This window comes from Corynebacterium sp., assembly GCF_052107835.1.
In the GTDB taxonomy this organism is placed as follows: Bacteria; Actinomycetota; Actinomycetes; order Mycobacteriales; family Mycobacteriaceae; genus Corynebacterium.
In genome coordinates this window covers 1-21,344 of the sequence record NZ_JBQEDF010000045.1, presented here as the reverse complement: position 1 = coordinate 21,344, position 21,344 = coordinate 1, and the positions used below count along the sequence as shown (strand labels likewise).

Genomic DNA, 21,344 nt, shown 5'->3' with positions numbered 1-21,344 from the left:
ACACGTCAGGACCGGCCGCATGCTCCGCATCCCGGTGCGCGGGCACGGCTACGATGGGGCCCCTACGTGTTCAACAGTGACCAGCAATGACCGATGGGAAGGCGAGTTGATGGGGCAGCAGTGGTTCACCAGTGACCTGCACCTGGGACACCGGTTCGTCGCGGGGTTGAGGGGGTTCGTGGACACCGGGGAACACGACCGGGTGATCCTCGACAACCTCGCCGGAGCGCTGCGGCCCGGCGACGTCGTATGGGTGCTCGGCGACATCAGCTGTGGGCCGCGGGACGACGAGGACCGGGCCATCGCCCTGCTCGCCGAACTCTTCACACGGGCCGGCGTCACCGCGCACCTGATCTCCGGGAACCACGACAGCAGCCACCCCCTGCACCGCAGGTCGCACGCCAGACAGCGCGACTACCTGCAGGCGTTCACGTCCGTCCAACCATTCCAGCGGATGACGTGGCAGAAGCGCGAACTGTGGCTGTGCCACTTCCCCCGGCCGGGCCTCGACCACGACGACATGTCGTCCCGCCACGACAATGTGCGGTTGGACGTCCCCCTGCTCGTCCACGGGCACCTGCACTCGGATTCACCGGTGACCGGGCCGGGCATGGTCGATGTGGGGGTTGATGCCTGGGATCTGCACCCGGTGTCCCAGACGCAGGTGCAGCAGACGCTGTTCGGCAGCGTCCCACCCGCAGAGGACCGGGCGGATTAGGCGCCCGGGGCCTCGGCGGGCTCGGTACCCCCGACGACGGCCTCTTCCTCGATGACGACGCCCTCCTCGACGACCACGGTGTCCTCGGCACCCTCGGTGGGCTCGGCGGAGGTGTTGTCCGCCTCCGCACCACCTGTGGCGACGCCGGCACCCTCGTAACCGGAGTCGGGGGTCACCTCGGTCACCGGGGAGGTCTCTGCACTGTCATTCTCGCTCGGCGGGGAGCAGGCGGTCACTCCCAGGGCCAGGACGGCGGCGGCGAACAGGGCAGGGGTCCGGCGGGTGCGGGTCATCTCGTCTCTCCAGGTTGAGTCAGGGTCGTCACATTCTCCCCACCGAGCATAGTGGGTGGGGGTGGCATCGACGAAGACGCGGAAAGGGGCGGGGTGGGGATAGGGTGGGGAAAAGCCGTGAAGATCCCGGTACCACCGACTGTGAGGAATCCCCTGTGACTGTCCGTCGTCCCTCCCGTAGCCCGCGCACCGCTGCCCTGGCAGCCGCAGCCCTGGTCGGAGGTGTGGTGGTCGCCGGAATCGCCCCGGCCTCCGCGGACCCCAACCTGCCGACGATCGACACCCGGACCTCGATCGCCGTGAATTCGCCGATCTACAACGGGGGGACCGCCAATTCTGGGGAGTCCCGGCCGGGCCTGTCGATCGTCAAGCTGTACATCGTCGACCATGCGCTGCGGCACGGCGACGGGTCGGAGTCCGACCGCGCCCTGGCCGAGCGGGCGATCCGTGCCAGCGACGACGACGCGGCCTCGCAGCTCTACGAGAAGTACCCCGACAGCATCAACGCCACTGCGAGGGAGTACGGGTTGGGGAGCACGTCCGGGGACGCCCACTGGGGTTACTCGAACACCTCGGCGGCGGACGCGGCGAAGTTCCTGCGGGCCAAGCAGACCCGCGACCCGGGGTCGCCGATCCTGCACTGGATGGAGACGGCTGAACCGGTGGCCGCCGACGGCACCAGGCAGAACTGGGGGACGGCGAACCTGCCGTTCGTCACGGGCACGAAGTGGGGCTGGTCGGACCAGGGTCCGTCGGTCGTGGCGAGCGCGTCGGTGGGTGGCTCGCTGTTCAGTGTCGCGGCGGTCACCTACGGGACGCCGGGCCAGCAGACAGGGGATGTCCTGGCCTACCTGCCGTGAAACGTTCCGGCGGCCTGGTGCGGTAGAGTTCACGCGCACATGAACAGAGAGGACGTGAGCCGATGAACTCCAGGAACTCCGACAACAACTGGGGTGGGCGTGACGACGACATCCCCGCCGACGAGAATCCGACGACGGTGTGGTCCTCCACCGGCGGTGACGGGCAGCCGGAGCCGCCGCGGTACCAACGCAACGGCCCGGACGAGACCCAGGTGTTCAATCCCGGTGCCCAGGGCGATCCGGACCAGCAGTACCCGCCGCAGGGTTATCCGCAGGGGTACCCCCCGCAGGATTACCAGCAGTACCCGCCGGAGGCCTACGGCCAGCCACCCTACGACCAGCAGGCCTACGGTCAGCCGGAGTTCGGTGCTGCCCCGGGGGACCAGCCTCCGAAGAAGCCGCGGGTCGGTCTGATCATCGGCATTGTCGTGGCGGTTGTCGCGGTGGTGGCCGTGGTGCTCATCGCCGTCAACCTGTTCGGCGGTGACGATGATGACGGTTCGACCGCCCCGGCCGTCGACACGACACAGCCTCCGGCCCCGGAGCCGGAACCGGAACAGCCTGAACCCGAGGCACCCGCGGACCCGGACACCAACCCGGACGACGGTGGGGGTCTGCCGGACTGGGACATCCCCAGCGAGCTCCCCGAGCTACCGAGTGACCTGCCGGAGATGCCGACGATCGACCCGGAGATCCAGGACCGGATCGACGACTCCCTCGACGGCCTCCGCCAGGAGCTGGAGGGCAACCCCTGACCCAGGCGGAACACGGGCCGGGACGAAAACGGGTAACAATGGTTGCCATGAGTGACACGACACCCACCCTGTCCCGCCCCGCGGATGTCCACCACCTGAACGTCTGCATGGCGGAGTTCCCGCTGCCCAAGACCGAAGCCGCCCTGGAAGCCGCGGGCGCGGTGATCGTCGACGACCTCGCCGACGCCGACGCCTTCATCGTCCACGGCGTCAAGCCCGCGGACTTCCCTGAACTGCCGGACCGGGTCAAGTGGGTCCAGCTCTGCCAGGCAGGCATCGAGGGCTTCTTCGCCGAGGGGGTCATCACCGCCGGGCAGGACGGCTCCCGCCGCTGGACGAACGCGTCCGGCATCTACGGGCGCCAGGTCGCCGAGAGTGCGATGGCGCTGCTGCTGTCCGTCACCCACCTGCACAAGCGCATCGCGCGTGCGGGGACCTGGGACATCTGGCCGGAGATCGACGAGGGGACCCGGTGGCTGCACAACTCGACCGTCGCCATCGTCGGCGCCGGCGGCATCGGGCACCACCTCACCGAGATGCTCGCCCCGTTCGGGGCGGACGTCATCGCGGTGAACCGCAGTGGACGCCCGGTCGAGGGCGCACGCGAGACGGTGACGATCGACCGCCTGGACGAGGCCCTGGCCGTCGCCGACCACGTGATCATCTCGCTGCCCCTGACGGGGGAGACCAAGGGGATGTTCGACGCGGAACTGCTGGCGTCCTGCAAGCGGGGGGTGACGATCGTCAACGTCGCGCGCGGACCGGTCGTGGTCACCGGAGACCTGGTGGCCGCGCTGGAATCCGGCCAGGTCGGGGGTGCGGGACTGGACGTCACGGATCCGGAGCCGCTGCCCGACGGGCATCCGCTGTGGGACATGGACAATGTCACGGTCACCACCCATTCGGCGAACACGCGGGCGTCGATGGACAGCCAGCTCGCCGAACCGACCGTGGAGAACTACCTCGCCTTCGTCACCGGGGAGCGCATGCCCACCGAACTCGACCCGGCGAAGGGGTACTGAGCCCGGCTACTGCGCCATGCCGCGGATGTAGGACACCGCCATCCGGCGCTGGGTCATCCTGGCCACCGGGCCGCCGACCCGCGTGACCAGGCGTCCGGGGCGGGAGAAGGCACTGACCGTCGCCGTGACGGTCCCGTCGTTCTCGAGGGTCACGGCGAAGCGTTCCTCACCGCATTCGACGTGGCCGGGGAGGCTCCCGTAGATCATCTCGTCGATTTCGGTGAGGTGGCTGCCGTCATTGCGGTGCCCGGCGGTGAGGACGAGGCAGGGGGACGCCAGCAGCCTCATGACCCCACGACCGGGGGTGACCGTGACGACGTCCCCGGGAGTGAGCGGGTCATCCTCGCCGATCTCCCGGTCATCGCGGCTCAGCTTCGCCCCGGCTGCCTGGTGGGCACGTCCGGACAGCAGGTTCGCCACGGCGCGGTCCCGGTCGGCGGCTCCGTGGCCGATGACCTCCGTGCGGCTCAGGGTCCGGAAACCTGCCTGGTCAAGGCGCCCGGCAAGGTCGGGAAGGTCCGCGAGCCGCGGCAGGTAGGCCGTGAGCCCGGCCATGCTCACCGGGTAGGTCAGCTTCGGCGGGGGTGTGTCTTCGGTGGTTTCACTGGACATGGATGCCAGGCTAGCGAAAGTTAGGCGCGGAAAGTTTTCCCGGTCCTGGCGCGACGGCTACACTGCACCATGTACCTCTGCACCACCGCACCACAGGCGACCACCGCCGGATTGGATTCCTCCATGCTCCGTAAGTCACTTGCCCGAGTCTGTTCCGCCGGTGCGTTGGCGGTCACCCTGGTCACAGGTGCGGCCGTGGCGAGCCCGGCCATGGCGGGGGCGGCGACCTCCACCCACGCCGGCGACGGGATCATCATCACCTCGGACAACGGCGACCAGGGCGGGTGCACACTGAACTCCGTCACCGAGCAGAACGGTGCCTTCTACGGCATCACCGCCGGTCACTGCCTGAACCCGGAGGAGCTCGGCGGTCTTCCGGTGAAGGTGGAGAACATGGGCGGGCAGCTGCTCGCCGACGGCGAGGACATCGCGGCCGGTGGTGTCGTACGGGGTGGCACCGGGTCACCCTTCGATCCGTTCGAGAGCCTGGACGACTTCGGCTGGTTCCGGCTGGACGACACAGTTGCCCCGGACACGGGGTCGATCTCCAGCACCTCGTCCATCGGGGTCCCGGTGGTGGACGACTTCCTGCGCGGTCAGTCCCAGCCGCTCGGTGAGCCGGTGCCGGTGACCCAGAACCTGGTCGGCCGGATCGCCTGCAAGGACGGGACGATGAGCGGCCGCACCTGTGGCCCGATTCTGGCGGTGAATTCCGGGTCCCAGGAGGTCACCGCGTTGATTCCGGCGATCTCCGGTGACTCCGGCAGCCCGCTGCACGTGGCCGGACGCGACGGGAAGCGTCACGTGGTCGGTGCCCTCTCCAACGGCACCCCGGTGCTGTTCAACACCTTCGACGGGACCAGGGAGCACCTGCCGCTCGTGGGTGCCTGACCCCTCGGCGGGGTCACTTCCCGCGACCTGCAGGACGTCCTGAACGACCTCTGACGAACGTTCCAGTCCACTACCAGGGAACTCCAACAACCCGGTCGTAGATTGAAGTCATCGCCACCGCAACAGACAGCGCTCGTCACGGTGTCCCGGTTCCCCGGTGGTGAGGTGATAGGCACAGACAAGCGTCGCAAAAGGAATCCCCGTATACGGCAGCTGAGCATTCTCCTCTTGAAACGTCAGCAGCTGACCCCCGGTTCGTCAGGAGCCGGGGGTCAACTGTGTGCGGTGGGCCGGAGCCGCCGAAGATTCGGATTCGGTGGGAGAACGCTGAGTGAACGATGTACACTCGATGACCTGTTGTCCACCTGGCCTCAATCATCCTGGTTGACGGCAGCCGGCACCGGTCGACGGTGCCGGTCGTCGTTGTCCCGGAGGAACCGGATTCGATGTGACTTCCTCGCCCGACAACCCAACCACGGCTGCGCAGACGGCATCGCCCACGGAAACCGGCGATGACTCCGGTGGGGAGGTGAAGAAGCGTGGACCTGATCCGCTCATCCTCTGGGTGTCCGCGGGCTTCATCGTGGTCTTCGTCGCGGTGTGCATCATCTTCGGCGCGAGCGCCCGCGACGCATTCGGTACCGTCGCCGACTGGTTGATGACCAACCTCAACTGGCTGTACATCGGTGGCGTCACGGTCTCCCTGATCTTCATGGTTGTCCTGGCGGTGAGCCGTTTCGGGCGCCTCCGGCTCGGCCCGGACGGCAAGAAGCCCGAGTACTCCCTGGGGAGCTGGTTCGCCATGCTGTTCGCCGGTGGTCTGGGCAGCGTGCTGATGTTCTGGGGTGTCGCCGAGCCCATGAACCATGCGGTGAATGTCCCCATGCAGGACGCCGAGCCGATGTCCCACGAAGCGGTCGACCAGGCCATGGGCTTCACCATGTACCACTTCGGCATCCACATGTGGGTGCTGTTCGCCCTGCCCGGCCTGGCGCTGGGCTACTTCATCTACAAGCGCAACCTGCCGCCGCGGCTGTCATCGGCCTTCGCCCCGATCCTCGGCGGCGCGATCTACTCGTGGCCCGGCAAGCTCATCGATGCCCTGGCCATCATCGGCACCGTCTTCGGTATCGCCGTCTCCTTCGGGCTCGGTGCGCTGCAGATCCAGTCGGGTATGGGGACGGTGTTCGGTATCGACGGCTCCACACTGCTGCTGATCGGCATCATCGCCGTGATCGTCGCTGCGGGGTCCTGGTCGGTCGCAGCGGGCCTGGACAAGGGCATCAAGCGACTGTCCAACATCAACATCGTCATGGCGTCGCTGCTGATGGTCTTCGTGCTCATTGCCGGGCCGACGCTGCTGCTCCTGCGGGGCACCCTGGACACCGCGTCCCTGTACGCTGATTGGCTGCCGAAGCTGATGTTCTGGTCCGACGCCGACGAGATCACGACCGAGGGCTGGCAGGGTACCTGGACCGTGTTCTACTGGGCGTGGACCATCTGCTGGTCGCCGTTCATGGGCATGTTCCTGGCCCGCATCTCCAAGGGGCGTACGGTCCGTGAGTTCGTCGGCGGCGTGCTGGCCCTGCCCGCACTGTTCATCCTGATCTGGTTCTCCGTCTTCGGCTTCGCCGGGCTGAATGCCGAGCGTGAGGACCCCGGCAGTATGTCGGGGCCCGTGGTGGAGGACGGGGACGCGGCGGCGTCGCTGTTCATCCTGCTGGAGACCCTGCCATGGACAACCATCGTCAGTGCCTTCGCGCTGATCGTGGTGGGGATCTTCTTCGTGACATCCATCGACTCCGCGGCGCTGGTGACCGACACGTTCGTGGTCGGCGAGGAGAACGTGACGCCGACCTGGCAGCGTGTCCTGTGGGCGGTGTCCATCGGGGCGGTGGCAGCCGCGATCCTTGTGATGTCGCCGGACGCCGGCATCGAGGCGCTCCAGGAGGTCGCGATCATTATCGCCCTGCCGTTCTTCCTCATGTTCTTCGTGATGATGTACTCGATCCTGATAGGGATGCGCAACGACTACCGTGCAGGTCAGGAACCTGTCACCCGCCAGTGGGACAAGGCCGACACCCCGGAGGCACTGGAGGAGAACGAACGCAGGCCTGCACCGGGCTACGACGAGGACGGCAATGCACTCCCGCGGGCGTCCTATGACGAGAACGGCAACTTCATCGTGCCCGGCAACATCATCGTCGCCGGCGACATCGGGGTGGTCGGGGACGTCGGGGACACCGAGGCCGAGCACTGGGACGCCTTCGAGGATCTTGACCTGGATTCCCTCCCCGACACCAACGGCAACGGTGGGAACAAGGAGTGACCGTGCGGAAGGGGGCCGGGTATCGTTCAGGTCGGAGCGTGATCCCGGTTACACTATAGGGATATAAGCAATCGCAGAGAACATGAGCGTGAAGGAGAACATGATGGTTCAGCGCGTAGGCGTTATCGGAGCAGGTCAGATGGGCGGCGGCATCGCCGAGGTCGCCGCGAAGTCCGGCAGTGATGTCCTGGTCTGGGAGGCCAAGCAGGAGGCACTCGATTTCGGGAAGTCGAAGATCGAGAAGTCCCTCACCAAGGCCGTCGACCGCGGCAAGCTCTCCGGGGAGGACCGGGACGCGGCACTGGCCCGGCTGACCTTCACCACCGACCTCGCCGGCTTCGCCGACCGTGAACTGGTCATGGAGGCGATCATCGAGAACGAGGAGATCAAGAAGGACGTGTTCTCCAAGCTCGACGCCGTGGTCGAGGACAAGACCGCCCCGCTGTGCTCCAACACGTCCTCCCTGCCGATCCAGGCGATCGCCTCGGCCACGGAGAACCCCGGCCGCATCATCGGCCTGCACTTCTTCAACCCCGTGCCCGTTCTGCCGCTGGTCGAGGTCATCCCGGCCCTGACCACCGACGACGCCACCGTGGAAACCGCGAGGACCTACGCCACCGAGGTACTGGGGAAGACCGCGATCCAGGCCAAGGACCGCTCCGGCTTCATCGTGAACTTCCTGCTGGTGCCCTACCTGCTCTCCGCCGTGCGCATGGTGGAGCAGGGCGTGGCCACCAAGGAGGACATCGACACCGGCATGAAGCTCGGTGCGTCCCACCCGATGGGCCCGCTGACCCTGGCGGACATGGTCGGCCTGGACACCTGCGCCTTCATCGCCGACGTCATGCACGAGGAGTTCGGCGACCCGTCCTACGCATGCCCGCCGCTGCTGCGCCGTATGGTGCAGGCGGGCCACCTGGGACGCAAGTCCGGGAAGGGCTTCTACGACTACAGCTAGCACCGCAGACGTGACCGCCCCCTGACAGCTACGGTGGGTGGCGCGGGTCAATGGGTCCCGGGACGGCTGACAACCGTCACACACCGGACCCAGCTCCCGCGACCACAACGCACCATCAGGAGGACGATCATGACTGACTACTCCAGCGACGACATCGCCGACCGCGGCGTGTGCCCCTACGCCGGGCACTCAACGAACTTCAACGGCTCCCCGGTGACCACCGAGGAGCATTCCGTGACTGTGGGGGAGCAGGGCCCGCTCGCGCTCACCGACGTCCACCTCGTGGAGAAGCACGCGCACTTCAACCGGGAGCGCATCCCGGAGCGCAACGTGCACGCCAAGGGCTCCGGAGCCTTCGGTGAACTGACCATCACCGAGGACGTCTCGCAGTACACCAAAGCCGATCTGCTGCAGCCCGGCCGGGTCACGCCCATGCTCGCCCGGTTCTCCACCGTCGCCGGGGAGCAGGGCTTCCCGGATACCGTCCGTGACGTGCGTGGATTCTCGCTGAAATTCTACACGCAGGACGGCAACTACGACCTCGTCGGCAACAACACCCCGGTGTTCTTCGTGCGCGACGGGATGAAGTTCCCGGATTTCATCCGATCCCAGAAACGGCTGACCAACGGGCTGCGCAGCGCGGACATGCAGTGGGACTTCTGGACCCGCAGCCCGGAGTCCGCCCACCAGGTGACCTACCTGATGGGGGACCGCGGCATCCCGAAGGACTTCCGCCACATGGACGGGTTCAGTTCGCACACCTACCAGTGGATCAACGCGTCCGGCGAACGTTTCTGGGTGAAGTACCACTTCAAGACCCGGCAGGGCTGGGACTTCTTCACCGACGAGGAGGCTGGCCAGCTCGTCGGCTCGGGCGACTTCGACCATTCGCGTGCCGACCTCCACGACGCGATCGAGCGCGGTGACTTCCCCGTCTGGGACGTCAAGGTGCAGATCATGCCGCTGCAGGACGCCGAAAACTACCGCTTCAACCCCTTCGACCTGACGAAGACCTGGTCGCAGAAGGACTACCCGCTGATCCCCGTCGGGCACTTCACGCTCAACCGGAATCCGCAGAACTTCTTCGCGCAGGTCGAGCAGGCGGCGTTCGCCCCGTCGAACCTGGTCCCCGGAGTGGGGTACTCCCCGGACAAGATGCTCATGGCCCGCGCGTTCGCCTACGCCGACACCCAGCGCTACCGGCTGGGGATCAACTACCCCCAGATCCCCGTGAACAGCCCCGTGGTCGAGCAGAACACCTACACCATGAAGGACGGTGCCTCGACCCACCAGTTCCCGCCGGACGGCACCCCCATGTACTCGCCGAACCGGTACGACCGGGCGGAGGGCACCGCGGACGTCGACGACGGCAGCGGTGCCGTGGAGAAGGGTGTGGCTCCGGGGGAGTCAACCTACGGTTTCGGACGCGGCCAGGAATCTGCGACCGGAGTGGCCGACGAACTGGGACTGTTCGACGACAACTACGGCGGCGACCTGACCCGCGGGGCCTACGTCCGGCACCCGGAGGACGACGACTTCGCGCAACCCGGGAGCCTCGTCCGCGACGTCCTGGACGATGCCGCCCGGGAACGCCTCGCCGGCAATATCGCCCGCGCCATGCAGGGCGTGTCCGAGCAGGTCGAGGGCCAGTGCTGGGTCTACTGGGGCCGGGTGGACGGGAACCTCCGTGACCGGGTGAAGGAGATCTATTTCTCGCTGAAGGGGTGAGAAGGTGGCGTAACCGTGGGGGGAGCGGTTACGACTGGATGTATGAGCACATTCGCATTGAGCAATCCATCCACCGGAGAAGAAGAACAGACCTTCAACCGCATCAATGACAGTGACCGGGACACCATCCTGGACCGTGCCACCGCCGCCTACACCAACTGGCGGTCCACGTCCGTCGACGCCCGCGCGGCGGTCCTGACCAGGACCGCCGAACTCTACGAGGAGCGCATCGACGAGCTCGCCGAGCACATCGGCCGTGAAATGGGCAAGCTGACGTCCTGGGCGAAGGCGGAGATCGGCATCGTCGCCGACATCTACCGTTACTACGGTGAGCATGCCCACGAGCTGCTCGCCGACCGCGAGCTCGCCGCCCAGGGGGCGTCGCACACCTACGTCCGCAAGGACCCGGTCGGCCCGCTGCTGGGCATCATGCCCTGGAACTTCCCCTACTACCAGGTGGCCCGTTGGGCAGCGCCGAACCTGCTGCTCGGCAACTCCCTGGTCCTGAAGCACGCCTCGATCTGCCCGTTGTCCTCCCAGGCCTGCCAGGACCTCCTGGAGGAGGCGGGACTGCCGGACGGGGTGTTCCAGAACATCTACGCCTCCGGCTCGCAGATGGACGCCTTCGTCGCCGACCCGAGGATCGCCGGGGTATCGCTGACCGGTTCGGAATCCGCCGGGGCGGCCGTGGCGAAGACCGCCGGCGAGAACTACAAGAAGTCGCTGCTGGAGCTCGGCGGCAATGACCCGTTCGTCGTCATCGACGACACCAACCTCGACTGGGTCCTCGACCAGTTCGTGAAGATCCGGATGTACAACACCGGTCAGGCCTGCAACGCACCGAAGCGGCTGATTGTGCTGGATGACTTCTACGACCGGGTCGTCGACGGTCTCGAGAAGCGCATCTCCGACCTGACGGTCGGGGCCTTCGACGATCCGGAGGCCGACGTGGGGCCCCTGTCCTCCATCGGTGCACGTGACGAGATCGTCCAGCGGCTCGCCGATGCGGCGGAGTCCGGTGAGGCGAACGTGCGTGTCGGTGGCGGCAGCATCGACACCGACGGTGCCTACATGCAGCCTGCACTGCTCACCGATGTCGACCCGCGGGCCGACGTCGGCTGCAACGAGGTCTTCGGTCCCGTCGCGATCGTCTACTCCGCGAAGGACACGGACGAGGCGGTGGAGATCGCCAACCACTCCGACTACGGACTCGCCGGGTCGGTGTGGGGCGCCGATGTCGCGGAGGCCGAGAAGGTCGCCTCCCGCCTCACCGACGGGATGACCTTCGTCAACGAGGCGTCCGTCACCGGCGCCGGGCTGCCGTTCGGCGGCGTCGGCAGGTCGGGCTACGGCCGGGAGCTGGCCGAATGGGGCGTCGGGGAGTTCTGCAACGACCACCTCTTCCGGGTCAGTGACCAGTCGGACGCCGGTCTCTCGCCGGCTTTCTAGAGGTACCGAGCGGAATTTCTGCACCACCACCGGTAATTCAGTATCGTCGGGTTAGTACGCACGTCACCGACAGTGAAGGAGCGCCCCATGGCAGACTTTGATGACATCAAGAACAAGGCGGAGGACGCGGCCGGTCAGGCCAAGGAGGCCGCGGGAGACGCGGCCGACAACGACAACCTCAAGAACGAGGGTAAGGCTGACCAGGTCAAGTCCGACGCGAAGCAGAAGTTCGAGGACGCCAAGGACCAGGTGACCGACAAGGCCAACGAGGTCATCGGCAAGTTCAAGGACAAGTAGCAGCGCGGCAAGCGCTGCCGCTGTCCGCAGACAGGCGCGGGAGGTCGGTTCCACATCAGTGAACCGACCTCCCGCACCTATGTGCTGACTTGGGGTGGATCAGCGCCCGGTTTCGTGGGGGGCTAGTACCCGGCCGGGCCCTCCGCGTCCGTCTCCCCGTCGGCGGCACCGTCGTGGAAGCCGAAGCTCCGCAGCCGGGCGCGGTCCTCCGCCGACGAGCTCGCCGTCAACTGCAGCAGCTCGGCGTAGATACCGCCGCTGACCGCCAGCTCGGCCGGACTGCCGACCTCGTCGACACGTCCGGAATCCAGGGTCACGATGGTGTCCACCGTGGCGATGGTGGACAGCCGGTGGGCGATGACCAGCGTGGTGCGCCCCACCATCAACTCCTCCAGCCCGGCCTGCACCGCACGCTCCGCGCGGGTGTCCAGGGCGGAGGTCGCCTCGTCCAGCACCAGGATCGGGGCGTCCTTCAGCATTGCCCGGGCCACCGCGATGCGCTGCTTCTGGCCACCGGACAGCCGCAGTCCGCGTTCGCCGATCAGTGTGTCGTAGCCGTGGGGGAAGGCACGGATGAACCCGTCGGCGTTGGCGCGCTGCGCGACCTCCACGATCCGGGCGTCCGACGCGTCGGGACGGCCGTAGGCGATGTTCTCCCGGATCGTCCCGGAGAACAGGGCGGCGTCCTGGAACACCACACCGACCATGCCCCGCAGCTGGGCGGCGGACAGGTCGCGGATGTCGTGGCCGCAGATCCTGAGGTGGCCCCCCGTCGGCCGGTACAGGCCCAGCAGTAGGTTGACCAGGGTGGACTTGCCGCCGCCGGACTCGCCGACCAGGGCGACCTTCTCGTTGTAGCCCGCGGACAGGCTCACGTTGTGGATCACCGGGTCGTCGGGGTCGTAACCGAAGGTCACGTCAGCGAACTCGAAGACAGCGGTCCCCGTCACCGGCTCGGGTGGGGCAGGTACGGCATCGATCACGTCCTGCTCCGGCACCAGCGAGGGGCCGTACTCGCGGGACGCGGACAGCAGCACCGGGGATACGGTCTGCTCCTCCAGCTCATCCATCGCCTCGAAGTACTCGCGTGAGCCGGCCGCGGCGCGCTGCGCGGAGTCCACCATCCAGCTCATCATCGTCGCCGGCTGCTTCGCCATCGCCACGAGCTGCACCAGCAGCACCATGTCGCCGAGGGTGAAGTTGCCGTTGAGCGTCTGCAGGAACAGCACCACGTAGATGGCGAAGAACACCAGGTTCATCCCCGCCATGCGGAAGATGTCCATCATGTGCCACCACCGCGACTGGTCCTTGGTCAGGCCCACGGTCTCGTCGAAGTGCGACTGGAACAGCCGTAGTTCGCGCAGCTCGGAGACGAAGGACTTCACGACCTTCACCTGGCCCACGACCTCGGCGAAGCGGCCCTGCGCGGCGTCGATGTGGTCGTTCTTCGTCTTCTCCCACCGCATCCACCGCTTGCTGGTCAGTGCGGTGAGCCACAGGTACATCGGGAAAATGACCACCAGCAGCAGCGCGAGGGGCCAGTAGTACCAGGCGGAGATGCCCAGCACCAGGAGCACGGTGAGGATCATGGAGAAGAAGCTGTTGGCGAAGGCCTTGAGGAACTCGGTGAGCCCCATGATCGAGCGGTCCAGCCGCGAGATGATCGTACCGGTGACCTGCCGGTCGAAGTAGCTCTGCGGCAGGGCGAGCAGTTTGGCGAAGTAGCGGTTCGACAGGATCTGCCGCATACGCATGGCCATGACGTCGCCGAACCAGCCGCCGATGTTGTGGACCACGGTGTGCGTGAGCTCCGCGGCCAGCAGGCCGAGTGCCACGCCGATCACGATGGTCGTGGCGGAGTCCACGGTGGTGCCACCCTCGAAGACGTCGACGATGGTGTCGGTGGCGTGCCTGATCAGGAACGGGGAGGCCATCGTCAGCAGGACGGTGACCGTGGCCGTGAGGATGACCATCACGTAGTAGGGCCACAGCTCCTGCATGGAACGGACGATGCGGGTCAGGCTTCGCACGCGGCTCCCTCATGCAGGTCGGCGTCCGCGATGCGGTCCAGTGCCTCGTCCAGGATCGCGCGGGACGTCCCGAAGTTCAGCCGGACGTGCCCGGCACCGGTGGGCCCGAAGTCGGTGCCCTCGTTGAATCCGACGCGGGCGTACGTGCGCAGACGCTTCGCCGGCGCGGAGACCGTCCCGTCCTCCCCGCGCAGCCGGTCGACCCCCGACACGTCGAGCCACGCGAGGAACGTCGCCTCCTCCCGGGGCAGGCGGATGCCGGGGAGCACCTCCGGCAGCCGGGTCTCCAGGTGGCGCCAGTTCGCCTCGAGGTAGGAGACCTCCTCCTCGAGCCAGGGCAGACCGTCGGTGTACGCCGCGGTGGCGGCCGCCAGACCGATGGTGGAGGCTTCGCCGGTGACCAGGTTCGACAGGCGCCCCAGATCCCGGGCGTCCTCGTTGTTGGACGTGATGATTTGCGCGCACTTGAGTCCCGCGGTGTTCCACCCCTTCGACGTCGCGGTGACGGTCACGGTGTTGGCGGCGGCCGTCCCCGACACGGTGACGGTGGGGACGTGGGCACCGGAGAACACCAGCGGGGCGTGGATCTCATCGGAGATCACCCGCACATTGTGCCTGGCGGCGAGCTCACTGACGTCGCGCAGCTCGTGGGCGGTGAAGGCCCTGCCCAGCGGGTTGAAGGGGTTGCACAGGATGAAGCTGCCGACCCCGTTGGGGTTGTCGGTGGAGGTGAAGGCCCTCTCCAGGGCCTCCAGGTCGAACACCGCCTCCCCGTCGTCGCCGGTGCCCATGGGGACGTAGGTCGCGGGACGCCTGGTCGCGGCCGGCACCTTCTGGAACGGCGGGTACGCCGGCAGCGGGATGACGATGGACGACCCGGCGGCGGTGAGGTTGTCGACGGCCACCACGATGCCCTTGACCACGTCCGGGACGATGATCACGGAGGCCGGGTCGATCTCCCAGCCGTGCCGGGCGGAGGTGAAGGACGCCAGTGCCTCGGCGAGCTGGAGGGAACCGGTACCGAGCTCCGGGTAGCCGAAGTACTCGCGGTCCACGGCGTCCTGCACGGCCCCGGCGACCGCGGGGCAGGTGTCGAAGTCGGTTTCGGCGACCCACAGGGGCAGGACGTCCGGCTCGTAGGCCGTCCACTTCATGGTGCGCCGGGCGCGCAGGGTGTCGAGATCGGGGAAAGTCAGGAGGGGGTTCTGGGCCATGCCGACCACTCTAACCGCCCGCTCAGTACAGCCGTCCCAGCAGTGTCCGGACCGCACGCCACGGGTCGTTGCCGGTCCGGGCGGCGCTCCCGCCGCGGTGCTCGCCGGACATGTCGAAGATCCGCGCGGTACGCCCGTCGGCGGTGTACCGGTCCCAGCCGGGGGACCGTCCGGCCGCGAAGTCGAGGACGGCTCGGCGGAACAGTGCACCCGTGCCGTCCGGCCCGCCGAGGCGCTGGACGGCATCCGGCCCGCAGGCCTGCTCCACGTCGCGGCGTCCGACGGTGAGCGTGTCGAAGAGCAGCGGGAGTTCGCCGCAGTGCTGGGCCTCGTGGCCGAGCTCACCGGCGCGTTCCCCGTCGCGCCCGCCGATGAACTCGTAGGCCCAGACGGGTGCCCCGGCGTTGCTCAGGGCCTCCGCGGTGGCCGAGGCCCAGCGGCGGATCACCCGGTCGCCGACGGTGCGTCCCAGCGGACGGACCGGCGCCGTGCCGGCGGCGAACCGGCACCACCGTGCAATGGTCCGCAGCGGAACCCCGAGCACCACCATGGTCGGTGCGAGCAGCCACGCGTCAACGACCGGCGGCAGGCGCAGCGTACCGAGGACGGTGCGCAGGACCCGGTCGACGTCGACGACGAACGGGAAGTTCACGAATTCATCGTGCATGGTGCCGACCATCACCGGGATGCCGCGCATCCGGGAGACGTCCAGCGGGTACGGGCCGACAGCGCAGTCGGTGGAGTGCACCGACGCGAATCGCCGGTAGGCGCGCTGCCGCTGGTCCGGTGACAGCGACCCCACGTACTCCCGGGTGATCGGGGCCGTGGGGGCGCCGGGGGCGAGAAGGGCCAGCCGGGCGGTGAGCCGCCGGCCTGCCCCGCCGCGGCGCGGCAGGCCGGGCGACATCATGACGGCACGGTGGAAGAGGTCCGCCGCCCGGTCGTCGGTGAGCAGCCAGGCGATCAACCCCGCGCCGGCGGACTGCCCGGCCACAGTGGTGTTCGAGGTGTCCCCGCCCAGGGCACCGACGGTGTCCCGGACCCACCGCAGGGCGTGGATGAGGTCGTCGACGCCGCGGAACGACTCCGGCGGATCACCCTCGAGCGGCAGGAAGCCCTCGAAACGTTTGCGGTAGTTTACCGAGACCACCACGCAACCGTCCCTGACCAGCGTGCCGCCGTCGTACCAGGGCTCGTCGCCGTGGCCCATCTCGTAGCGTCCGCCGTGGATCCAGACGATGACCGGCAGGGTCGGATCCCGGGGTGGCTCGGCGGGGGCGTAGACCGTGGCTGTGTGGGAGGCCCTCATGGTGCAGCGGTCCCGGGTGTCGCTGCAGTCCAGCGTGCCGTCCCACGCAGGGGCCGGGCGGGGGGCGGTGAACCGGGTGCTGTCGCTGGTGTGTGGCGCGGCGACCGGGACGGCGCGGAACACCGCGACGTCACCCCGCCGGGATCCGGACACTGTTCCGGACGGCGTGGCCAGCAGAGGCGAGGTGGTCGGGGTGCCGGCGGTCACTTCGAGTGCGCCGCGGCTTCCTGCATGATGATCGTGATGACGCCCTGGGCGTGGAGTTCGAGCTGCTCGCGCAGGTCAGAGTTCGCGTTCATCTCGTGGTCGACGAAGAGCCCCTCCACGCCGGAGACCATGTAGGTCACGATGGCGGTGCGGCGTGCCTGCGGCACATAGTCGAAGTGCAGGTCACCGACCGCGCACAGCCGGTCGATGATGTCGCTGCGCATCTGCAGGTACAGACGGCGGGGACGGGGATCGTCATTGCGCTTGAGCAGGGCCAGCGGCAGACACAGCCGGATGAACTCCGGGTGGTTCTCCAGGGCGTCGAGGATCTGCTCGGCGATCTGGGGGAGACGCATCAGGATGTCGCCCTCCGGTGAGATGTCCCAGGCTTCGCTCCAGGCGTGGTAGCTCTTCTCGATGACCTGCGACATCAGGTCGTCCTTGTCCTCGAAGTGCCAGTAGATGGAACTGGCTGGCAGACCGCACTGCCGGGAGATCTCGGCGATGCTGGTTCCGTCGTAGCCGCGGTCGGCCGCGATGGCCGTCGCCGCGTCCAGGATTCGTTGACGGGACCGCTCGCCGTCGGCCCGCTTGTTTCGGGCGCGCCGGCGAGCCGCCGGTGGCGCGTCAGTCGGCGCCTCGGGTGTCTGCTCGGTAACCTGTGCCGGAACTGTCATGGGGACATCCTACTCAAAATAAAACGATCTATCCGGCCTTGGCGTCCGTGTCCGTCTGCTTCTCCGTTGAGGCCAGGGTCTGCTTCGCCTTCTCCTCGTCGTCCGCGTCGGAGAACTCGAGGATCCCGTCGACGTGGTTGTGGCCGTATGCTTCCTGGCCCGCGCCTTCCCGGCGCTTCCTCAACAGTTCCTCGCGCTGCTCCATGGGAGTGAGCGGGTTGCCGAACATCCGGCGGGCCACCTCCGGGGTGTACACCTTCGGGCTGTCGGCGGGGACCTTGTAGTAGATCGGCTTGATGTAGCGCAGCGCCCGCGGGCAGATGCGTTTGATGACCCAGCAGATCATGGCGGGGGACTTCTGGAATCCATAGAGGAATGGCTTCCAGAGGGCGAACATCGCCTGGTCGGTGACCGCAGACTGCTTCAGGCCCAGCATCGGGCGCATCCAGTGCGGGTAGGTGGCGATGATGCTCCGGCGGAAGAACGGCCTGATGATGAACCGGATGGGCTTAGGCAGCTCCACGAAGGCGGTCTCGGCGCCATCGAGAATGTGGTCCACGTTGCGGACTGCGGCTTCGGAGGCGGAGATCTTCTCCCGCCAGCTGTCCAGGTAGGCCTGGACCTGGCCACGGGTGCGGGGCAATTCGTCAAGATCAATGGGCTGGAAGGACGCCGCGATGCGCATCTGCTCCCAGTACTCGTTCTCCTCGTCACGGGAGAGCTTGCCGGGGCCGAACTTCTCGTAGGTGTACAGGATCGAGTGCCAGGCGGTGACCAGGATCCACATCTGCGAGGACGGCTTGTTCGCCTCGTAGTCGTTGCCGGTGACGGGGTTCTTCCCGTAGGAACGGTCGTGAACCTTCATGAGGATGTCTGACATCCGGGTGACCGTCTGCGCGTCGGCGAACAGGACCGCCGCGAAGTACTCCATGGTGCGGTCGTAACGGGTGGGGGTGCGCTTGTAGACCTGACCGGAGTCGTCAACGGCGGCCACGAGATCGGGGTCGAGGTGCTCGATGGTCACGGAGCGGAAGAAGCCCTGCAACGCTGAGGTGGGGTAGGACCACACCTTCCATGCGATGGAACCCGGGCCGAAGAATCCTTCGTCTGCCCGGTGTGCCATGTCGTTCGTGGCTCCCTCGGGGAGGGGGACGCGCGCATCGGCGGTGCGTTCCTGCTTGTTCTGCTCGTCAGGGGTCGCGTCGGAGTCGGGCGCGGGGGACTTGTTGGTGAAGATCGACGTCATCGTGGTCGCCTCCTTGGGGCGGTCGTGGAAACCTCTCACTGTGATACACAACACTACAAGGGTACTTCGGGTTTCTGTAGCGATATGAACAGATTGCCGTAGAGGCCCCGCCGCACATGCCGACGACCACGGCACTAGGCTGGTCGTCATGACTGGTGACGCCTCCGTGAACAACCCCCTGCTGCAGCCCTCCGACCTGGACCACGAGCTCCCCGACTTCGCGTCCATCCGGGTACAGGACCTCGTCCCGGACTTCCGCACCGGGGTCGTCGACCACCAGGCGGAGATCGCCGCGATCGTCGCCAACCCGGAGGAACCCACCTGGGAGAACACCATGGAGGCCCTCGAGTCCAGTGGACAGCTCCTGGAACGCGTCCTGGCCATCGCCTTCAACTACGCCGGTACCGACGCCACCGACGACGTCATCGGGGTCGAGGAGACCATCGCCCCGGAGCTCTCCGCCCACACCAGTGAGGTCAACCTGGACCGGGGGCTGTTCGAGCGGGTGTCCTCCCTCCCCGAGCAGGCCGAGGGCAGCGAGGAGGCCGCGCTGCTGGAGCACTGGCTGCGCCGCTTCCGCCGCGGTGGGGCGGCCCTCGACGACGCAGGACGCGACGAGCTGCGCACCATCGATTCCCGACTGGCGGAGCTGTCGACGAAATTCGGACGCAACCTCGTCGCCGCCACCGAGGCCGGCGCCGTCCTGTTCACCGAGGAGGACTCGCTGGCGGGGCTCAGCGAGTCGAGGAAGGCGCAGCTCCGGGCGGACGCCGGGGAATCCGGGCAGGACGGCTGGCTCGTCCGGCTGGGACTTCCGAGCGTCCAGCCGATCCTTGAGGACCTGGATGACCCGGACGCCCGGGCCCGCATCAGTGCCGCATCGCGGAGCAGGGGAGAGGATCTGAACTCCGGCATCGTGCTGGAGATCGTCCGGCTGCGTGCGCGCCGGGCGGAACTGCTCGGCTACGCCAACCACGCGGAGTTCGTCGCGGAGGAGGAGACGGCCGGCACGGTCGCCGCGGTGGACGAACTGCTGTCCACGGTCACCCCGGCGGCCGTGGCGAACGCGGCCGGTGAGTACAAGCGTGCCGCGGACAAGGCCGTGACCTCCGGCGCGTCCGGCGACCTCACCGAGGCCGACTGGCCCTACTGGGCAGCCAAGCTGCGCGCCGAGGAACTCAGCGTCGATGAAGGGGAGATCAGGAAGTACTTCCCGCTGGACCGCGTCCTGCGCGACGGTGCCTTCTACGCGGCGACGCGCCTCTACGGTATCAAGGTCGTCCCTCGGGAGGACCTGGTCGGTTACCACCCGGACGTGGATGTCTGGGAGGTGCTCGACACTGACGGGAGCTCCATCGGCCTGCTGCTGACCGACATGTACGCCCGTCCCACCAAGCGTGGAGGGGCGTGGATGAGCGCGTTCGTCGAACAGAACAACCTGCTCGGCCAGGCGCCGGTGGTGGTCAACGTCCTGAACATCGCGAAGCCCGCCGCCGGTGAGCAGGCGCTGCTCACCATCGACGAGGTGACCACCGTCTTCCACGAGTTCGGCCATGGTCTGCACGGGCTGCTGTCCGATGTGAGGTACCCGAGCCTGTCGGGGACGAACGTGCCGCGCGACTTCGTGGAGTTCCCCAGCCAGATCAACGAGAACTGGGCCCTGGAGCCGGAGGTCCTGTCCAATTACGCCCGGCATGCCGACACCGGTGAGCCGTTGCCGGCGGAGCTGGTTGAGGCGGTGAAGGAGCAGGCGAAGTGGGGTCAGGGATTCTCCACCGCCGAGTACCTGGGGGCCTCGTGGCTGGACCTGGCGTGGCACCGGCTCAGTGTGGAGGAGGCCGAGGCGGTCACCGACATCGCCTCCTTCGAGAAGGAGGCACTGGAAGCGGCGGGGATCGGTGATGTCACCGCCCTCGCCCCGCGGTACGCCTCGACGTACTTCAACCACATCTTCGCCGGGGGCTACTCGGCGGACTACTGGAGTTACCTGTGGGCGGAGGTGCTGGACGCCGATGGATTCGAGGGCTTCGTGGACACCGACGCCGCCGGCGTCGCATCGCCGGACCCCGATGACGTCCGCTTCGCCGGGGAGCGCTTCCGCCGGATGATCCTGTCACGGGGCGCGACCATCGAGTACGACGACGCCTTCTGGATGTTCCGCGGCAAGCAGCGCAGCGTGGAGCCCCTGCTGCGCCGCCGGGGGTTGGCCGGTTCGGACGCGTAGCCCGCGTCACGGAATACCCCGATCAGGGCGTCCCCTAGTAGGCTCGGTGCCTGTGACTGACGGCATTGAACAGTGGATCCTGGACCTCCCGGTGTGGTTCCAGACGCCACTCGTCCTCGCGGTCCTGGTGCTCGTGGCGCTGGGGATCGCGTTCATCCTGTTCACGGTCGTCACCAGGGCGGTTCCACCCTCGGACGAGGAGGAGCACGCTTTCAGCGCGGAGGATGCAGAAGGAGAACCACGGTGAAGCACCATTCCAGGGTGAGGCAGGCGCTGATCCTGCTGATCATCCTGCTCGTCGTCGCCTGGGCAGTGACGTCCCTCCTGTAGTTCCCGCCCGCGGATTCCGGGCTTTTGTATCTGCCACTACAGTGATTGATCTATCATAGTGTTCTGTGCCACGTTCGACCCCCGATGTGACAGCGTAGTCTCTTGGGGTCGGCGGAATGCTGTGGAAAAACGGAACACGAGTGATTGGAGAGACATGCAGGAGTACTCCTCGGAGGCGCTGTACACCATCGGCGA

At 67.4% G+C, this 21,344-nt stretch carries 19 protein-coding genes; 12 read left to right on the top strand and 7 right to left on the bottom strand.

Annotation, left to right across the window (positions count from 1 at the left end; genetic code table 11):
- The first annotated feature begins 109 nt into the window (after nucleotides 1-109).
- Nucleotides 110-718, top strand: a complete 609-nt coding sequence (locus ACTIL2_RS11250) for a metallophosphoesterase family protein (RefSeq protein WP_442337562.1) — start codon at nucleotides 110-112, stop codon at nucleotides 716-718.
- On the opposite strand, the gene ACTIL2_RS11245 is transcribed toward ACTIL2_RS11250, so the two are convergent.
- Complete coding sequence (locus ACTIL2_RS11245) at nucleotides 715-1,011, bottom strand: hypothetical protein (RefSeq protein ID WP_442337552.1); 297 nt, start codon at nucleotides 1,009-1,011, stop codon at nucleotides 715-717. The two genes, ACTIL2_RS11250 and ACTIL2_RS11245, sit on opposite strands and share 4 nt — an antisense overlap.
- Before the next feature lie 155 nt (nucleotides 1,012-1,166).
- Between ACTIL2_RS11245 and ACTIL2_RS11240 the strand changes: the two genes are divergently transcribed.
- From ACTIL2_RS11240 to ACTIL2_RS11230, 3 genes are all read left to right on the top strand, one after another.
- Nucleotides 1,167-1,871 carry a hypothetical protein gene (locus ACTIL2_RS11240; protein ID WP_442337551.1) on the top strand — a complete coding sequence of 235 codons (705 nt, stop codon included), beginning with the start codon at nucleotides 1,167-1,169 and terminating at the stop codon, nucleotides 1,869-1,871.
- A gap of 62 nt (nucleotides 1,872-1,933) precedes the next feature.
- On the top strand, nucleotides 1,934-2,626 hold the full coding sequence (locus ACTIL2_RS11235; protein ID WP_442337550.1) for a hypothetical protein: 693 nt from the start codon (nucleotides 1,934-1,936) through the stop codon (nucleotides 2,624-2,626).
- 107 nt (nucleotides 2,627-2,733) lie between these two features.
- Nucleotides 2,734-3,648 (top strand): D-isomer specific 2-hydroxyacid dehydrogenase family protein, encoded by a 915-nt coding sequence (locus ACTIL2_RS11230; RefSeq protein ID WP_442337561.1) that lies wholly within the window; start codon nucleotides 2,734-2,736, stop codon nucleotides 3,646-3,648.
- 6 nt (nucleotides 3,649-3,654) lie between these two features.
- Here ACTIL2_RS11230 and ACTIL2_RS11225 read toward each other — a convergent pair whose 3' ends face one another.
- A complete protein-coding gene (locus tag ACTIL2_RS11225) occupies nucleotides 3,655-4,260 on the bottom strand; it encodes a DUF1990 family protein (protein WP_442337549.1) in 606 nt (201 codons plus the stop codon).
- Nucleotides 4,261-4,329: 69 nt separating this feature from the next.
- Here ACTIL2_RS11225 and ACTIL2_RS11220 point away from each other — a divergent pair, with 69 nt between their 5' ends.
- From ACTIL2_RS11220 to ACTIL2_RS11195, 6 genes are all read left to right on the top strand, one after another.
- Entirely contained in the window at nucleotides 4,330-5,151 is an 822-nt protein-coding gene (locus ACTIL2_RS11220) for a hypothetical protein (protein WP_442337548.1), read from the top strand.
- Between the two features lie 448 nt (nucleotides 5,152-5,599).
- Nucleotides 5,600-7,480: a BCCT family transporter gene (locus ACTIL2_RS11215; protein ID WP_442337547.1), complete on the top strand. Its 1,881-nt coding sequence runs from the start codon at nucleotides 5,600-5,602 to the stop codon at nucleotides 7,478-7,480.
- A 103-nt stretch (nucleotides 7,481-7,583) separates the two neighbouring features.
- Nucleotides 7,584-8,438 (top strand): 3-hydroxybutyryl-CoA dehydrogenase, encoded by an 855-nt coding sequence (locus ACTIL2_RS11210; protein ID WP_442337546.1) that lies wholly within the window; start codon nucleotides 7,584-7,586, stop codon nucleotides 8,436-8,438.
- A gap of 129 nt (nucleotides 8,439-8,567) precedes the next feature.
- Nucleotides 8,568-10,166 carry a catalase gene (locus tag ACTIL2_RS11205; RefSeq protein ID WP_442337545.1) on the top strand — a complete coding sequence of 533 codons (1,599 nt, stop codon included), beginning with the start codon at nucleotides 8,568-8,570 and terminating at the stop codon, nucleotides 10,164-10,166.
- 42 nt (nucleotides 10,167-10,208) lie between these two features.
- The gene (locus ACTIL2_RS11200) at nucleotides 10,209-11,615 is read left to right on the top strand and encodes an NAD-dependent succinate-semialdehyde dehydrogenase (protein WP_442337544.1); all 1,407 of its coding nucleotides are present in this window, start codon (nucleotides 10,209-10,211) and stop codon (nucleotides 11,613-11,615) included.
- 87 nt (nucleotides 11,616-11,702) lie between these two features.
- Nucleotides 11,703-11,912: a CsbD family protein gene (locus ACTIL2_RS11195; protein ID WP_442337543.1), complete on the top strand. Its 210-nt coding sequence runs from the start codon at nucleotides 11,703-11,705 to the stop codon at nucleotides 11,910-11,912.
- A 122-nt stretch (nucleotides 11,913-12,034) separates the two neighbouring features.
- Here the strand turns inward: ACTIL2_RS11195 and ACTIL2_RS11190 are convergent, their stop codons facing one another.
- Genes ACTIL2_RS11190 through ACTIL2_RS11170 form a run of 5 tightly spaced genes read right to left on the bottom strand, consistent with a single transcriptional unit; the run spans nucleotide 12,035 to nucleotide 18,595 of the window.
- Nucleotides 12,035-13,912 (bottom strand): ABC transporter ATP-binding protein, encoded by a 1,878-nt coding sequence (locus ACTIL2_RS11190; RefSeq protein WP_442337560.1) that lies wholly within the window; start codon nucleotides 13,910-13,912, stop codon nucleotides 12,035-12,037.
- 17 nt (nucleotides 13,913-13,929) lie between these two features.
- Nucleotides 13,930-15,156 carry a MalY/PatB family protein gene (locus tag ACTIL2_RS11185; protein WP_442337542.1) on the bottom strand — a complete coding sequence of 409 codons (1,227 nt, stop codon included), beginning with the start codon at nucleotides 15,154-15,156 and terminating at the stop codon, nucleotides 13,930-13,932.
- 22 nt (nucleotides 15,157-15,178) lie between these two features.
- On the bottom strand, nucleotides 15,179-16,672 hold the full coding sequence (locus tag ACTIL2_RS11180; protein WP_442337541.1) for a carboxylesterase family protein: 1,494 nt from the start codon (nucleotides 16,670-16,672) through the stop codon (nucleotides 15,179-15,181).
- A complete protein-coding gene (locus ACTIL2_RS11175; RefSeq protein ID WP_442337540.1) occupies nucleotides 16,669-17,349 on the bottom strand; it encodes a TetR/AcrR family transcriptional regulator in 681 nt (226 codons plus the stop codon). The genes ACTIL2_RS11180 and ACTIL2_RS11175 overlap by 4 nt, the downstream gene beginning before the upstream one ends.
- A 28-nt stretch (nucleotides 17,350-17,377) precedes the next feature.
- The gene (locus tag ACTIL2_RS11170; protein ID WP_442337539.1) at nucleotides 17,378-18,595 is read right to left on the bottom strand and encodes an oxygenase MpaB family protein; all 1,218 of its coding nucleotides are present in this window, start codon (nucleotides 18,593-18,595) and stop codon (nucleotides 17,378-17,380) included.
- Nucleotides 18,596-18,743: 148 nt separating this feature from the next.
- On the opposite strand from ACTIL2_RS11170, the gene ACTIL2_RS11165 reads away from it, so the two are divergent.
- Both ACTIL2_RS11165 and ACTIL2_RS11160 read left to right on the top strand, forming a co-directional pair.
- A complete protein-coding gene (locus ACTIL2_RS11165) occupies nucleotides 18,744-20,819 on the top strand; it encodes a M3 family metallopeptidase (protein ID WP_442337538.1) in 2,076 nt (691 codons plus the stop codon).
- 52 nt (nucleotides 20,820-20,871) lie between these two features.
- Nucleotides 20,872-21,066, top strand: coding sequence for a hypothetical protein (locus ACTIL2_RS11160; protein WP_442337537.1), 195 nt, complete (start codon nucleotides 20,872-20,874; stop codon nucleotides 21,064-21,066).
- Nucleotides 21,067-21,344 lie beyond the last annotated feature (278 nt).

Excerpts from the sequence above, each read along its gene's own strand:
- ACTIL2_RS11250 (WP_442337562.1), top strand. The coding sequence starts at position 110 with ATGGGGCAGCAGTGGTTCACCAGTGACCTGCACCTGGGACACCGGTTC.
- ACTIL2_RS11245 (WP_442337552.1), bottom strand. The coding sequence starts at position 1,011 with ATGACCCGCACCCGCCGGACCCCTGCCCTGTTCGCCGCCGCCGTCCTG.
- ACTIL2_RS11235 (WP_442337550.1), top strand. The coding sequence starts at position 1,934 with ATGAACTCCAGGAACTCCGACAACAACTGGGGTGGGCGTGACGACGAC.
- ACTIL2_RS11230 (WP_442337561.1), top strand. The coding sequence starts at position 2,734 with ATGGCGGAGTTCCCGCTGCCCAAGACCGAAGCCGCCCTGGAAGCCGCG.
- ACTIL2_RS11225 (WP_442337549.1), bottom strand. The coding sequence starts at position 4,260 with ATGTCCAGTGAAACCACCGAAGACACACCCCCGCCGAAGCTGACCTAC.
- ACTIL2_RS11220 (WP_442337548.1), top strand. The coding sequence starts at position 4,330 with ATGTACCTCTGCACCACCGCACCACAGGCGACCACCGCCGGATTGGAT.
- ACTIL2_RS11210 (WP_442337546.1), top strand. The coding sequence starts at position 7,584 with ATGGTTCAGCGCGTAGGCGTTATCGGAGCAGGTCAGATGGGCGGCGGC.
- ACTIL2_RS11205 (WP_442337545.1), top strand. The coding sequence starts at position 8,568 with ATGACTGACTACTCCAGCGACGACATCGCCGACCGCGGCGTGTGCCCC.
- ACTIL2_RS11200 (WP_442337544.1), top strand. The coding sequence starts at position 10,209 with ATGAGCACATTCGCATTGAGCAATCCATCCACCGGAGAAGAAGAACAG.
- ACTIL2_RS11195 (WP_442337543.1), top strand. The coding sequence starts at position 11,703 with ATGGCAGACTTTGATGACATCAAGAACAAGGCGGAGGACGCGGCCGGT.
- ACTIL2_RS11190 (WP_442337560.1), bottom strand. The coding sequence starts at position 13,912 with ATGCAGGAGCTGTGGCCCTACTACGTGATGGTCATCCTCACGGCCACG.
- ACTIL2_RS11185 (WP_442337542.1), bottom strand. The coding sequence starts at position 15,156 with ATGGCCCAGAACCCCCTCCTGACTTTCCCCGATCTCGACACCCTGCGC.
- ACTIL2_RS11175 (WP_442337540.1), bottom strand. The coding sequence starts at position 17,349 with ATGACAGTTCCGGCACAGGTTACCGAGCAGACACCCGAGGCGCCGACT.
- ACTIL2_RS11170 (WP_442337539.1), bottom strand. The coding sequence starts at position 18,595 with ATGACGTCGATCTTCACCAACAAGTCCCCCGCGCCCGACTCCGACGCG.
- ACTIL2_RS11165 (WP_442337538.1), top strand. The coding sequence starts at position 18,744 with ATGACTGGTGACGCCTCCGTGAACAACCCCCTGCTGCAGCCCTCCGAC.